Source organism: Pseudomonas sp. TE6283, from assembly GCF_054060555.1.
In genome coordinates this window covers 145,290-158,234 of record NZ_JBSSDH010000004.1, presented here as the reverse complement: position 1 = coordinate 158,234, position 12,945 = coordinate 145,290, and the positions used below count along the sequence as shown (strand labels likewise).

Below are 12,945 nucleotides of genomic sequence, written 5' to 3'. Positions count from 1 at the left end.
CTTGCGCCCCCAGCAAGGTCATCCCGGGATCTTCAGGCCACGCTGTACAGCCGGGCGTTCAAGGAACTTCGCCAACACCCGCTGTACTTCCGTGAAATCATCGAACCCCACCAGCTCGCGCGCGTTGTAGCGCTCCACCAGGTTGCGCACCCAGGGGAAGATGGCGATATCGGCGATGCTGTACGCATCGACCATCCACTCCCGCCCCTGCAGGTGCCGGTCGAGCACGCCCAGCAGGCGCTTGGACTCATTGACATAGCGATCCCGGGGCCGCTTGTCCTCGTACGCCTTGCCGGCGAAGAAGTGAAAGAACCCCACCTGGCCGAACATCGGCCCGATGCCGCCCATCTGGAACATCAGCCACTGCAACGTTTGGTAGCGCTGGACAGGATCCTGGCTGAGCAACTGCCCGCTCTTCTCGGCCAGGTACTGCAGGATCGCCCCGGACTCGAACAGCTGCAGCGGCCGGCCACCAGGGCCATCGGGGTCGAGGATTGCCGGAATCTTGTTGTTGGCGCTCAGGGAGATGAACTCGGGGCTCAGCTGGTCGTCGTTGTCGAAACTGATCTTGTGCACCTCGTAAGGCAGGCCGATCTCTTCGAGCATGATCGAGACCTTGACGCCGTTGGGCGTGGCCAGCGAATACAGCTGCAGGCGCTCGGGATGCCGGGCCGGCCATTTGCGGGTGATGGGGAATACGGAAAGATCGGTCATGTTCGCGCCCTGAAGGTTGAGGGACTCAATTTAAAGACTGTCGGGCGTCCTGACCATCACCCAGTCTCGGTGTCGCTCGTCACCGCAGGGAAAGATCGCCTCGCCCACCTTGCGAAAGCCATTGCGCCCGTAGAACCGGATGGCCCTGGCGTTGAGTTCGTTGACGGTCAGGCGGACCGGGCCACGGGTATGGGCCAGGATAGCCTCGAGCAGTGACTGCGCGGCGCCTGTGCCGTGGGCGGCGGGCAGCACATAGCAGCGGGAAATCTCCACCAGATGATCGGCCGTGGCGATCCCCAGCTCACCGGGCGCCAGGTCGAGCATGCCGTAGCCCAGCACCTCGCCGTCCTGCTCGACCACCAGCAGGCGCTTGTGCGGGTGGCACAGGTGCGCCTGGAAATGCTCGGGCTGCAGGTTGTGGGCGATGTAGTGCTGCTGCGCCGCCGGAGCGCTGTCGGGCGGACTGGCCAGGGCGAAGGTGGCCTGGCCGATGTGGCTCAGCGCTGTACAGTCGTCGCTGCGGGCCGGGCGGATCTGGTAAGGCATGGCAACATCCTGTCGGGCAGCCGGTTCGCCCTCGACAATGCCAGCCTTGCCCGGCCCTGTCCATCTGCCGCCAGACAAGAAGGTTTTCCCTATGGCCTGTTATTTTTGCCAGTAGACGCCCTTGCAGCGGCCCTCCATCTTCGCAGGACGAAAATCATCCGCGCAGCCCATTGGAGAAAAGATATGACCACCGAATCAGCTCAGGAGATCGGCGTCACAATCTATGGCCAGAACAGCACCTCAGCCAGCGTTTTGAAGGTGTATCGCCAGGATTGGTTCGATGAAGATTTTGGCTTTACCATCGAAGCCGTCAGCGACGGAAATCCAGCGCATGCACAATATTGGCTGAAGTTAACCGGCTACTGGAATCCCAGAGCTGGCGACTACCTGCTAACCGCTGAAGATCAAGGCGAAAAACCACATATCCTGGTCGAATTCGGTTATTTCGAGAAATCTATCAAGGCTATTGAAGCAGGAACGTTCGAACTTCATATGATTGATTACGAAGAGCGTTCGTTGACCGGCCGATTCGAATTCCCGGTGGAACTGGACGATGCTGAGTTTGACATCGAAAGCTGGGAGTTCGACCTAGCAGCCGGTACCTGATCATCCCTGCTGATGAGCCTGGCGCTTGAGTTTCTCGGTATCGACCCGCACGAACACCGAGTCAGCGGTGACAGTCAGCACATCCCCGGCCCAGACCTCGCAGATCACTCGGCTCTTGCGCCCCACCTCACCCTCGACCCGCGCCTTGAGCAGCAGCTCGACGCCCATCGGGGTGGGTTTGAGGTAGGTCAGGCTCAGTTGGCCGGTAACGCAGTCGATACGCGGCAGGCTGCCGGGCTCGCGGCCTTCGGCGCGATAGTGATGTGCCATGGCGGTCCAGTTGGAATGGCAATCGACCAGCATCGCCAACAGGCCGCCGTAGACCAGGCCGGGCCAGCCGATGAAGGTCGGGTCGGGGGAATGACGGCACAGCAGGTGGGCGCCGTCGTCGTCCCAGTGACTGTGCACATGCAGGCCGCTGGGGTGGGAGCAGCCGCAGCCGTAGCAGGTGCCTTCGGGCGCGGCGAGTTGTTGCAGAGAGAGGGCTTGTTCGGTCATACGCGTCCTTGGCTTGTTGGAATTGGGAAGGAGGCCGACTGCCGATGGTAGCGCCCTGCCCGCCCCACGCCAATCAACGTGGCCCGCAGGACGGACATCAAGGTCAGGAAGAAAACGAATGACGGCAATCGAATTATTCGTTTGCGGGATACATCCCCGCCACGCTTGGATACGACCTGACTCGAACAACAGGCCGCGTGCAGATGAATCAGAAAAATATCAGCCAGTCCATCGCCATCGTTCACCCGATCACCCTTTCCCATGGACGCAACGCCGAAGTCTGGGACACCGCCGGCAAGCGCTACATCGACTTCGTCGGCGGCATCGGCGTGCTCAACCTGGGCCACTGTAATCCGGCAGTGGTCGAGGCCATCCAGCAGCAGGCCGCGCGCCTGACCCACTATGCCTTCAACGCCGCACCCCACGGTCCGTACCTGGAACTGATGGAGCGCCTGTGCCAGTTCGTCCCGGTCAGCTATCCGCTGGCGGGCATGCTGACCAACAGCGGCGCGGAAGCGGCGGAGAACGCACTCAAGGTCGCACGCGGCGCCACCGGCAAACGGGCCATCGTCGCCTTCGACGGCGGTTTCCACGGCCGTACCCTGGCCACCCTCAACCTCAACGGCAAGGTCGCCCCGTACAAGCAGCGCGTGGGCGAACTGCCCGGCCCGGTCTATCACCTGCCCTACCCCAGTCCGGACACCGGGGTGAGCTGCGAGCAGGCGCTCAAGGCCATGGAGCGCCTGTTCAGCGTGGAGCTGGCGGTGGAGGACGTGGCCGCGTTCATCTTCGAGCCGGTGCAGGGCGAAGGCGGCTTCCTCGCCCTCGACCCCGCCTTCGCCCAGGCCCTGCGCAGCTTCTGCGACGAGCACGGGATCCTGATCATCATCGACGAGATCCAATCCGGCTTCGGTCGCACCGGCCAGCGCTTCGCCTTCCCCCGGCTGGGTATCGAACCGGACCTTCTGCTGCTGGCCAAGAGCATCGCCGGCGGCATGCCGCTGGGGGCGGTGGTCGGGCGACAGGCGATCATGGGCGCGCTGCCCAAGGGCGGGCTGGGCGGCACCTACTCGGGCAACCCGATCGCCTGCGCGGCGGCGCTGGCGAGCCTGGCGCAGATGACCGACGCCAATATCGCCACCTGGGGCGAACGGCAGGAACAGGCCATCGTGGCGCGTCACGCGCGCTGGAAAGCGTCGGGAAGGTGCGCCGCGCTCGGTCGCCTGACCGGTACAGGAGCCATGCGCGGGCTGGAGTTGGTCAACCCGGACGGCAGCCCGGCGCCGACGCAACTGGCCAAGGTGCTCGAGGCGGCGCGTGGCAAAGGCCTGTTGCTGATGCCCAGCGGCAAGGCGCGGCATATCATCCGCTTGTTGGCACCGCTGACCATCGAGCCCGAGGTGCTCGAGGAAGGGTTGGATATCCTCGAGCAGTGCCTCATGGAGCTGGGCTGAGGGTTACAGGCCCAGCTCTTCGGGGGTGGGCATGTCGCATTCGAAGGCGATCCAGCCGCCTTCGAGCTCGGCGTGGCCGTTGACGATCGGGCCGTAGTAGCTCAGGCCGTTCTCCAAGGTGACGCAGATGTGCGTGGCGCCTTTTTCCGGCGCCCCGAGCGTACCGACGAAATGCACTTTCTTCAGCACCTCGGTCACCGCCTCAAGGCCCACGCGCATGTTGGTGTTCTCCGAGGCCTCGGTATCGCCCCCACGGTCTTCGGCGCTGATGGTCACGGTGGCGGTGTACGGGTACTTGGTACTCAAGCGGGGTTACCTCAACAGGTGTATTAGGCGTATGGGCGCGTAGAGTACGGCAGGCGTTCCCGGTTGTCTCTACCGACCTCATCGCGGGGCAAGCCCGCTCCCGCGCTCGCCATCGAGCATGGCCTCCCCTGCCCCGATCTGTTAGGGTGCCCGCCGATGCACGCCATACCACGCGAGGATACCGAGTGAGCGCCGAACAACCCCTGATCGCCGACCTGTTCGAGGTCGACAAACGCCTGACCCTCAAGCCCGTCGTGGACTTCAACGCCTACCTGCGCAACGCTTTCGGCGACGGCGCCTGCCGCTGCCACCGCTGCGTCGAGGGCAACGGCGACGAGAACGGCTACGAACACCGTCACAGCTTCGAGCTGGAAGGCCGCACCCTGCACCGGCGCTTCGCCAGCACCGCCGGCAGCGACGTGCTGATGGTGCTGAAAAAAGCCTGGTTGTCGTACACCAAGGCCGAGCTGATCACCGTCGGCGTGCTAGACATGACCACCCTCAAGTCATTCACCGAAGCCGCCCTGCACGAACGCCTGCTGGCCCTGCTGCCGGCCAGCGGCCTGGCCCGCGAAAGCGAAGGCCAGTGGCAGTTGCAGGTGCTCGCCGACTGACGGTCGCCCCGGCAGGATTCTCCCGCTCTGCTACCTTGGGAGAATCCTCACCCACAGGTGACCGACCATGGCCCGCACGACCCCCATCGAGCTGTACCGCAACATCGGTATCGTTGCCCACGTGGATGCCGGCAAGACCACCACCACCGAGCGGATCCTGTTCTACACCGGGGTCAACCACAAGATGGGCGAGGTGCACGACGGCGCCGCGACCATGGACTGGATGGCCCAGGAGCAGGAGCGCGGCATCACCATCACCTCGGCGGCCACCACGGCCTTCTGGCAAGGCTCGACCAAGCAGTTCGAGCACAAGTACCGCTTCAACATCATCGACACCCCCGGCCACGTCGACTTCACCATCGAGGTCGAGCGCTCGCTGCGCGTGCTCGATGGCGCGGTGGTGGTGTTCAGCGGCGCCGACGGCGTCGAGCCGCAGTCCGAGACCGTATGGCGCCAGGCCAACAAGTACCATGTGCCGCGCCTGGCCTACATCAACAAGATGGACCGCCAGGGCGCGGATTTTCTGCGGGTGGTGAAGCAGATCGACCAGCGCCTGGGCCACCATCCGGTGCCGATCCAGCTGGCCATCGGCAGCGAGGAAAACTTCATCGGCCAGATCGACCTGGTGAAGATGAAGGCCATCTACTGGAACGACGCCGACCAGGGTACCAGCTACCGCGAAGAAGCCATTCCCGCCGAACTGCAGGATCTGGCCGACGAATGGCGTGCCCATATGATCGAGGCTGCGGCCGATGCCAACGAAGAGCTGACCCTGAAATTCCTCGAAGGCGAAGAATTCACCACCGAGGAAATCAAGGCCGCCCTGCGCCAGCGCACCATCGCCAACGAGATCGTGCCGACCATCCTCGGCTCATCGTTCAAGAACAAGGGCGTGCCGCTGATGCTCGACGCCGTGATCGACTACCTGCCCGCCCCCAGCGAGATCCCGGCGATCAAGGGCACCGACCCGGACGACGAGGAAAAACACCTGGAGCGCCACGCCGACGACAACGAGCCGTTCTCGGCCCTGGCCTTCAAGATCGCCACCGACCCGTTCGTCGGCACCCTGACCTTCGCCCGGGTGTATTCCGGCGTGCTCAGCTCCGGCAACGCCGTGCTCAACTCGGTCAAGGGCAAGAAGGAACGCATCGGCCGCATGGTGCAGATGCACGCCAACCAGCGCGCCGAGATCAAGGACGTGTGCGCCGGCGACATCGCCGCGCTGATCGGCATGAAGGACGTCACCACCGGCGACACCCTGTGCGACATGGACAAGCCGATCATCCTCGAGCGCATGGACTTCCCCGACCCGGTGATCTCGGTGGCGGTGGAGCCCAAGACCAAGGGCGACCAGGAGAAGATGGGCATTGCCCTGGGCAAGCTGGCCCAGGAAGACCCGTCATTCCGGGTCAAGACCGACGAGGAGACCGGCCAGACCATCATCTCCGGCATGGGCGAGCTGCACCTGGACATCATCGTCGACCGCATGCGCCGCGAGTTCAACGTCGAGGCCAACATCGGCAAGCCGCAGGTGGCCTATCGCGAGAAGATCCGCAACACCTGCGAGATCGAAGGCCGCTTCGTCCGCCAGTCCGGCGGGCGTGGCCAGTATGGGCATTGCTGGATCCGCTTCGCCCCGGGCGACGAAGGCAAGGAAGGCCTGGAGTTCATCAACGAAGTCGTCGGCGGCGTGGTGCCACGCGAGTACATCCCGGCGATCCAGAAAGGCATCGAGGAGCAGATGAAGAACGGCGTACTTGCCGGCTATCCGCTGATCAACCTCAAGGCGGCGGTGTATGACGGCTCGTACCACGACGTCGACTCCAACGAGATGGCCTACAAGATCGCCGCGTCCATGGCCACCAAGCAGTTGTCGCAGAAAGGCGGCGCGGTGCTGCTGGAGCCGGTGATGAAGGTCGAGGTGGTGACCCCCGAGGAGTACCAGGGCGACATCCTCGGCGACCTGAGCCGGCGCCGGGGAATGATCCAGGATGGCGACGAGACCCCGGCCGGCAAGGTGATCCGTGCCGAGGTACCGCTGGGCGAGATGTTCGGCTACGCCACCTCGATGCGCTCGATGACCCAGGGGCGGGCCAGTTTCTCGATGGAGTTCACCCGCTATGCCGAGGCGCCGGCGAGCATTGCCGATGCCATCGTGAAGAAGAATCGCGGGGAAGCCTGAGCGGCTCTTGCGCGAGATCGGGCCGCCTGAAGCTTCGCGGTGGAGCCTAACGAAAAAAGGGGCGATCCTTGCGGATCGCCCCTTTTTTGATTTGGTAGGCACAATTGGACTCGAACCAACGACCCCCACCATGTCAAGGTGGTGCTCTAACCAACTGAGCTATGTGCCTGTCGTGTGGGGCGCATTCTACGCGATCCAAATGCCCTGTCAACCGTTTTTTTCACGCTAAGCTACTGAATCTTAAAATATTTATAGAAGGCCAGGGTTCAGCGTCAGGTAAAGGATTTTCACCGGACGACTAGCGGGTGTTTATTATTATTGATAGCATCGGTACATTCGTTAAAAATATAAAACACGAGGTTCCTCGAGCATGGCCAACACCCCCTACCCCCAGTCCTACTACGCCGCCTCGGCCAACCCGGTGCCGCCACGTCCGGCGCTGCAGGGTGAGGTGGAAACCGATGTGTGCATCATCGGTGCCGGCTACACCGGCCTGTCCAGCGCCCTGTTCCTGCTGGAGAACGGCTTCAAGGTGAGCATCGTCGAGGCCGCCAAGGTCGGCTTCGGCGCTTCGGGCCGCAACGGCGGCCAGATCGTCAACAGCTACAGCCGCGACATCGACGTCATCGAACGTACCGTCGGCCCCAAGCAGGCACAACTGCTGGGCCAGATGGCCTTCGAGGGCGGGCGCATCATCCGTGAACGCGTGGCCAAGTACAACATCCAGTGCGACCTGAAGGACGGCGGCGTATTCGCCGCGCTGACCAGCAAGCAGATGGGCCACCTGGAATCGCAGAAGCGCCTGTGGGAACGCTTCGGCCACACCCAGCTGGAGCTGATGGACCAGAAGCGCATCCGTGAAGTGGTGGCCTGCGACAACTATGTGGGCGGCATGCTCGACATGAGCGGCGGCCATATCCATCCGCTGAACCTGGCCCTGGGCGAAGCTGCCGCGGTCGAGTCGCTGGGCGGCATCATCTACGAGCAGACCCCGGCCGTGCGCATCGAGCGTGGCGCCAACCCCGTCGTGCACACCCCGCAGGGCAAGGTCCGCGCCAAGTTCATCATCGTCGCCGGCAACGCCTACCTGGGCAACCTGGTGCCGGAACTGGCGGCCAAGTCGATGCCGTGCGGCACCCAGGTCATCACCACCGAGCCGCTGGGCGACGAACTGGCGCGCACCCTGCTGCCGCAGGACTACTGCGTCGAGGACTGCAACTACCTGCTCGACTACTACCGTTTGACCAGCGACAAGCGCCTGATCTTCGGCGGCGGCGTGGTGTACGGCGCGCGCGACCCGGCGAACATCGAGGCGATCATCCGTCCGAAGATGCTCAAGGCCTTCCCGCAGCTCAAAGACGTCAAGATCGACTACGCCTGGACCGGCAACTTCCTGCTGACCCTGTCGCGCCTGCCGCAGGTCGGCCGTATCGGCGACAACATCTACTACTCCCAGGGCTGTTCGGGTCACGGCGTGACCTACACCCACCTGGCGGGCAAGGTGCTGGCCGAGGCCCTGCGCGGCCAGGCCGAGCGCTTCGACGCCTTCGCCGGCCTGCCGCACTACCCGTTCCCGGGTGGCCAGATGCTGCGTGTGCCGTTCAGCGCCATCGGCGCCTGGTACTACAGCCTGCGCGACCGCCTGGGCTTCTGATCCAGCGCCATCCGGAAAGCCCGCTCCCCTGAGCGGGCTTTTTCGTTTCTACACGGCATGCTCTCAACCCGCTTCACGGTAGGGATTGCGCGGATCCTGGGTCCAGTTCATGTACGGCTTGCCGGTCTCCTGCGCCTGCATGTCGATGCAGCCCTCCACCGGGCAGGTGATCTGGCACAGGTTGCAGCCGACGCACTCGGCCTCGATCACGCTGTAGGCGTGGGTGCCGTCGGCCTTCGGGGTGCTGGCGATGGCCTGGTGCGAAGTGTCCTCGCAGGCAATGTGGCAGCGCCCACAGCCGATGCAGGCGTCCTGGTCGATGCGGGCCACCGACTTGTAGTTGATGTCCAGGTACTTCCAGTCGGTGGTGTGCCCCACGGCCTGGCCGCGAAACGCCTCGAGGCTGCGATGGCCGTGCTGGTCCATCCAGCGCGCCAGGCCGTCCTTCATGTCGTCGACGATGCGAAAGCCGTGCAGCATCGCCGCCGTGCACACCTGCACCGCGCCACTGCCCAGGGCGATGAACTCGGCGGCATCGCGCCAGGTGCCGATACCGCCGATACCGCAGATCGGCAGGCCGTGGGTCTCGGGGTCGCGGGCAATTTCGGCGACCATGTTCAGGGCGATCGGCTTGACCGCCGAACCGCAATAGCCGCCATGGGTGCTCTGGTCGCCGACGATGGGGTGGGCGACCATGCGGTCGAGGTCGACGCTGGTGATCGAGTTGATCGTGTTGATCAGCGACACCGCGTCCGCCCCGCCCCGGTGCGCGGCGCGTGCCGACTGACGAATATCGGTGATGTTGGGGGTGAGCTTGACGATCACCGGCAGCGCGCAGTGGGTCTTGCACCAGCGGGTGACCATTTCCACGTACTCCGGCACCTGGCCGACGGCCGCGCCCATGCCGCGCTCGGGCATGCCGTGGGGGCAGCCGAAGTTGAGCTCGATGCCGTCGGCGCCGGTGGCTTCCACCAGGGGCAGGATGAACTTCCAGGACGCTTCCACGCACGGCACCATCAGCGACACGATCAGCGCGCGGTCGGGCCAGTCCTTCTTCACCTGGGTGATCTCGCGCAGGTTGATCTCCAGCGAGCGGTCGGTGATCAGCTCGATGTTGTTGATGCCCTGCACCTGGCGGTTGGCGCCGAAGTGCGCCGAGTAGCGCGACGACACGTTGACCGCCGCCGGGTCCTCGCCCAGGGTCTTCCACACCACCCCGCCCCACCCGGCCTCGAAGGCGCGGACCACGTTGTAGGCCTTGTCGGTGGGTGGCGCGGAGGCCAGCCAGAACGGATTGGGCGCCTTGATGCCGGCGAATTCGATGGACAGGTCGGCCATTTACGCAGCCTCCACGTTGAGCATGAGTTGGGCATGGATGGCTTCGGCGGCCAGCTTGCCATGTTGCACGGCCTGGACGGTGAGGTCCTGGCCCAGCGCGGTGCAGTCGCCGCCGGCATAGATACCGGGGATGGAGGTCTGCATGTGCGCGTCCACCTGGATGCGCTCACCGTCGCGGGCCAGTTGCGCCGCCAGCGGGTCGGCCAGGCTTGCGTCATCGAAGCCTTGGCCGATGGCCTTGAAGATCGCGTCGGCGGCCAACTCGAAGGTCTCGCCGGTATCGCCCAGGCGTCCGTCGATCAGTTGGGTGCGCGCGAATCGCATGCCGCGAACTTGCCCGGCATCATCCAGCAGCACGGCCTCGGGCCTGGCCCACGTGTGCAGACGCACCTGGTTGTGCTTGGCGATCTCCTGTTCATGAGCGGTGGCGCCCATGTCGGACACGCCACGGCGGTAAACCAGGTTGACGTCGCGGGCCCCCAGGCAGCTCATCTGCACGGCCATGTCGATGGCGGTGTTGCCGGCGCCTAGCACCAGGCAGCGGTCGGCCAGCGGCAGCTGGGTGAGGTCGTCGGCCTGGCGCAGCTCGCGGATGTACGTGGTGGCGGCGAGCAGGCCCGGGGCGTCCTCGTCCGCCAGGCCCAGCTGGCGCACGGCATCCAGCCCCAGGCCGAGGAACACCGCGTCGTGCTGGGCATGCAGCTCGCCCAGCGACAGGTTGGCGCCCAGGCGCTGGCCATGGCGGATCTCGATACCGCCGATGCCCAGCAGGAACTCAACCTCGCGCTGGGCGTAGTCGTCCACCAGCTTGTAGCGGGCGATGCCGTACTCATTGAGGCCACCGGCTTTCTCCCGCGCCTCGAAGATCACCACGTCGTGGCCGTGCATGGCCAGGCGGTGCGCGCAGGACAGCCCGGCGGGGCCGGCGCCGACCACGGCGATGCGCTTGCCGCTGGCCGGCGAGCGCTGGAACGGATGTTCGGTGAAGCCGGCGTGGTCAAGGGCGTAGCGCTGCAGCTGGCCGATCAGCACCGGCGCGCATTCCTGGGCGTTGTTGCGCACGCAGGCCTGCTGGCAGAGGATCTCGGTGGGGCACACCCGGGCGCAGCTGCCGCCGAGGATGTTGGCCGAAAGAATGCGTTCGGCGGCGCCCTGCAGGTTCTCGTCGCTGATGCGGTGGATGAACGAGGGGATGTCGATCTCGCTGGGGCACGCATTGACGCAGGGCGCGTCGTAGCAGTACAGGCAGCGCGCGCTCTCGACGGCGGCCTGGCGGGCGGTGAGTGGGCGCGCGAGGTCGCTGAAGGCCTCGGCCAACTGGTCGGCGCCGGCCCGGGGGCGCGGCAAGTGGTTCAGGGCGTCGATCACGGTTGTAGCCTCTCGCTTTTTTATGGGCTCAGGCGGCGGTCACTCGCCTGTCCGTTCTGGGGGATGGCAGTCAACAGGAGCATGGGTGTTGTTATCAGGGGCGCTTGCGCCCCATTCGCGACACAAGGCCGCTCCCACAGCCCAAGCACCGATCCCTGTGGGAGCGGCCTTGCGTCGCGATGGGCTGCGAAGCGGCCCCAATGGCCTCAGCGCTGAACCGGTGTCGGCCGCTGATGCTCGGCACGCCGCTCCAGCACCTCGTACACCGATGGGTACGCCGGCCGCTCCACATAGCGCCCCGCGCCCGGCTCGGCGCGCAGGTCGCCATCGGCCCAGAGCACCTTGCCCTGGCTGATGGTATGGCTGGGGATACCGCGCACGGTGCGGCCTTCGAAGATGTTGAAGTCGACCCGCTGGTGATGGGTCTGGGCGCTGATCGTGCGCGTGCCCTGCGGATCCCACAGCACCAGGTCGGCGTCGGCGCCGACGCGGATGGCGCCTTTGCGCGGGAACAGGTTGAAGATCTTCGCGGTGTTGGTGGAGGTGAGCGCGACGAACTCGTGGATCGACAGGCGCCCGCTGTTCACCCCGGCATCCCACAGCACCGCCATGCGGTCCTCGATGCCGGCGGTGCCGTTGGGGATGCGGCTGAAGTCGTCGCGGCCCATGGCCTTCTGCTCGGCGCAGAAGCAGCAGTGGTCGGTGGCGGTGGTGTGCAGGTTGCCCGACTGCAGGCCGCGCCACAGCGCCTCCTGATGCTCGCGCGGCCGGAACGGCGGGCTCATCACGTAGCCGGCGGCGGCGGCCCAGTCGGGGTCGCGGTAGACGCTGTCGTCCAGCAACAGGTGGCCCGGCAGCACCTCGCCGTACACCGGCTGGCCCTTGGCCCGGGCATAGGTGATCTCATCCAGCGCCTCGCGGCTGGAGACATGCACCAGGTAAAGCGGCGTGCCAAGGGTCTCGGCGATGCGGATGGCGCGGCTGGCGGCCTCGCCCTCGACCTGCGACGGGCGCGACAGCGGATGCGCCTCGGGCCCGGTCAGGCCCTGGGCCAGCAGCTTCTTCTGCAGGTGATAGACCAACTCGCCGTTCTCGGCGTGCACCGTCGGCACCGCGCCCAGTTGCAGGCAGCGTTCGAAGCTGGCCACCAGGGTGTCGTCGGCGGCCATGATCGCGTTCTTGTAGGCCATGAAGTGCTTGAAGCTGTTCACCCCATGCTTGGCCACCAGCTCGCCCATCTCCTCGGCGACCTGCTCGCTCCACCAGGTGATGGCGACATGGAAGCCATAGTCACTGGCGCTCTTCTGCGCCCAGCCACGCCAGGTATGGAAGGCCTCGAGCAGCGATTGCTGCGGATTGGGGATAACGAAGTCGATGATCGAGGTAGTGCCCCCGGCCAGGCCCGCGGCGGTGCCACTGAAAAAGTCCTCGCTGGCCACCGTGCCCATGAACGGCAGTTGCATGTGGGTGTGCGGGTCGATGCCGCCGGGCATCAGGTACTGGCCTGAGCCGTCGAGGACTTCGCAATCGGTGGGGGTTTCGAGGTGGCTGGCGATGGCGCGGATCAGACCATCGACACACAGGACATCTGCACGGTAGCTCTCTTCATGGGTAACCACGGTGGCGCCACGGATCAACAGGGACATGCCGTTTTCCTCGCAGGCT

Annotated in this window: 12 protein-coding genes and 1 tRNA gene; 5 read left to right on the top strand and 8 right to left on the bottom strand. The window is 65.2% G+C overall.

The annotated features are described in order from the left end of the window. Window positions 1-18 precede the first annotated feature (18 nt). A complete protein-coding gene (locus tag ACVWZ5_RS08030; protein ID WP_457340533.1) occupies window positions 19-714 on the bottom strand; it encodes a glutathione S-transferase N-terminal domain-containing protein in 696 nt (231 codons plus the stop codon). Window positions 715-744: 30 nt separating this feature from the next. Further along, window positions 745-1,260 carry a GNAT family N-acetyltransferase gene (locus ACVWZ5_RS08025; protein ID WP_084941483.1) on the bottom strand — a complete coding sequence of 172 codons (516 nt, stop codon included), beginning with the start codon at window positions 1,258-1,260 and terminating at the stop codon, window positions 745-747. A 183-nt stretch (window positions 1,261-1,443) separates the two neighbouring features. Between ACVWZ5_RS08025 and ACVWZ5_RS08020 the strand changes: the two genes are divergently transcribed. Further along, entirely contained in the window at window positions 1,444-1,866 is a 423-nt protein-coding gene (locus ACVWZ5_RS08020) for a hypothetical protein (RefSeq protein WP_336196701.1), read from the top strand. Here the strand turns inward: ACVWZ5_RS08020 and ACVWZ5_RS08015 are convergent, their stop codons facing one another. Further along, window positions 1,867-2,364 carry a PaaI family thioesterase gene (locus ACVWZ5_RS08015; protein ID WP_084941481.1) on the bottom strand — a complete coding sequence of 166 codons (498 nt, stop codon included), beginning with the start codon at window positions 2,362-2,364 and terminating at the stop codon, window positions 1,867-1,869. It abuts the gene before it with no gap. Between the two features lie 203 nt (window positions 2,365-2,567). Between ACVWZ5_RS08015 and ACVWZ5_RS08010 the strand changes: the two genes are divergently transcribed. Then, window positions 2,568-3,818, top strand: coding sequence for a 2-aminoadipate transaminase (locus ACVWZ5_RS08010; protein ID WP_457340532.1), 1,251 nt, complete (start codon window positions 2,568-2,570; stop codon window positions 3,816-3,818). A gap of 3 nt (window positions 3,819-3,821) precedes the next feature. Here ACVWZ5_RS08010 and ACVWZ5_RS08005 read toward each other — a convergent pair whose 3' ends face one another. Beyond that, on the bottom strand, window positions 3,822-4,124 hold the full coding sequence (locus ACVWZ5_RS08005) for a hypothetical protein (RefSeq protein WP_062359438.1): 303 nt from the start codon (window positions 4,122-4,124) through the stop codon (window positions 3,822-3,824). A 185-nt stretch (window positions 4,125-4,309) separates the two neighbouring features. On the opposite strand from ACVWZ5_RS08005, the gene ACVWZ5_RS08000 reads away from it, so the two are divergent. Next, window positions 4,310-4,738, top strand: coding sequence for a hypothetical protein (locus tag ACVWZ5_RS08000; RefSeq protein ID WP_062574505.1), 429 nt, complete (start codon window positions 4,310-4,312; stop codon window positions 4,736-4,738). 67 nt (window positions 4,739-4,805) lie between these two features. Continuing rightward, window positions 4,806-6,920, top strand: a complete 2,115-nt coding sequence (fusA, locus tag ACVWZ5_RS07995; RefSeq protein ID WP_028692548.1) for an elongation factor G — start codon at window positions 4,806-4,808, stop codon at window positions 6,918-6,920. A 92-nt stretch (window positions 6,921-7,012) separates the two neighbouring features. Here fusA and ACVWZ5_RS07990 read toward each other — a convergent pair. Further along, window positions 7,013-7,089 (bottom strand) — tRNA-Val (locus ACVWZ5_RS07990). 201 nt (window positions 7,090-7,290) lie between these two features. On the opposite strand from ACVWZ5_RS07990, the gene ACVWZ5_RS07985 reads away from it, so the two are divergent. Next, window positions 7,291-8,574: an NAD(P)/FAD-dependent oxidoreductase gene (locus ACVWZ5_RS07985; RefSeq protein ID WP_062574506.1), complete on the top strand. Its 1,284-nt coding sequence runs from the start codon at window positions 7,291-7,293 to the stop codon at window positions 8,572-8,574. Between the two features lie 63 nt (window positions 8,575-8,637). Here ACVWZ5_RS07985 and preA read toward each other — a convergent pair whose 3' ends face one another. The 3 genes from preA to hydA all read right to left on the bottom strand — a co-directional run bounded on the left by preA (window position 8,638) and on the right by hydA (window position 12,926). Further along, the gene (gene preA, locus ACVWZ5_RS07980) at window positions 8,638-9,912 is read right to left on the bottom strand and encodes an NAD-dependent dihydropyrimidine dehydrogenase subunit PreA (protein WP_457340531.1); all 1,275 of its coding nucleotides are present in this window, start codon (window positions 9,910-9,912) and stop codon (window positions 8,638-8,640) included. Further along, window positions 9,913-11,280: an NAD(P)-dependent oxidoreductase gene (locus tag ACVWZ5_RS07975; RefSeq protein ID WP_457340530.1), complete on the bottom strand. Its 1,368-nt coding sequence runs from the start codon at window positions 11,278-11,280 to the stop codon at window positions 9,913-9,915. It lies immediately after the preceding gene. Window positions 11,281-11,486: 206 nt separating this feature from the next. Next, the gene (hydA, locus tag ACVWZ5_RS07970; protein WP_457340529.1) at window positions 11,487-12,926 is read right to left on the bottom strand and encodes a dihydropyrimidinase; all 1,440 of its coding nucleotides are present in this window, start codon (window positions 12,924-12,926) and stop codon (window positions 11,487-11,489) included. Window positions 12,927-12,945 lie beyond the last annotated feature (19 nt).

What these genes read in the sequence shown, in the direction of transcription:
- ACVWZ5_RS08025 (WP_084941483.1), bottom strand. Translation starts at nt 1,260, where the DNA reads ATGCCTTACCAGATCCGCCCGGCCCGCAGCGACGACTGTACAGCGCTG.
- ACVWZ5_RS07985 (WP_062574506.1), top strand. Translation starts at nt 7,291, where the DNA reads ATGGCCAACACCCCCTACCCCCAGTCCTACTACGCCGCCTCGGCCAAC.
- preA (WP_457340531.1), bottom strand. Translation starts at nt 9,912, where the DNA reads ATGGCCGACCTGTCCATCGAATTCGCCGGCATCAAGGCGCCCAATCCG.
- hydA (WP_457340529.1), bottom strand. Translation starts at nt 12,926, where the DNA reads ATGTCCCTGTTGATCCGTGGCGCCACCGTGGTTACCCATGAAGAGAGC.
- ACVWZ5_RS08015 (WP_084941481.1), bottom strand. Translation starts at nt 2,364, where the DNA reads ATGACCGAACAAGCCCTCTCTCTGCAACAACTCGCCGCGCCCGAAGGC.
- ACVWZ5_RS08030 (WP_457340533.1), bottom strand. Translation starts at nt 714, where the DNA reads ATGACCGATCTTTCCGTATTCCCCATCACCCGCAAATGGCCGGCCCGG.
- fusA (WP_028692548.1), top strand. Translation starts at nt 4,806, where the DNA reads ATGGCCCGCACGACCCCCATCGAGCTGTACCGCAACATCGGTATCGTT.
- ACVWZ5_RS08010 (WP_457340532.1), top strand. Translation starts at nt 2,568, where the DNA reads ATGAATCAGAAAAATATCAGCCAGTCCATCGCCATCGTTCACCCGATC.
- ACVWZ5_RS08020 (WP_336196701.1), top strand. Translation starts at nt 1,444, where the DNA reads ATGACCACCGAATCAGCTCAGGAGATCGGCGTCACAATCTATGGCCAG.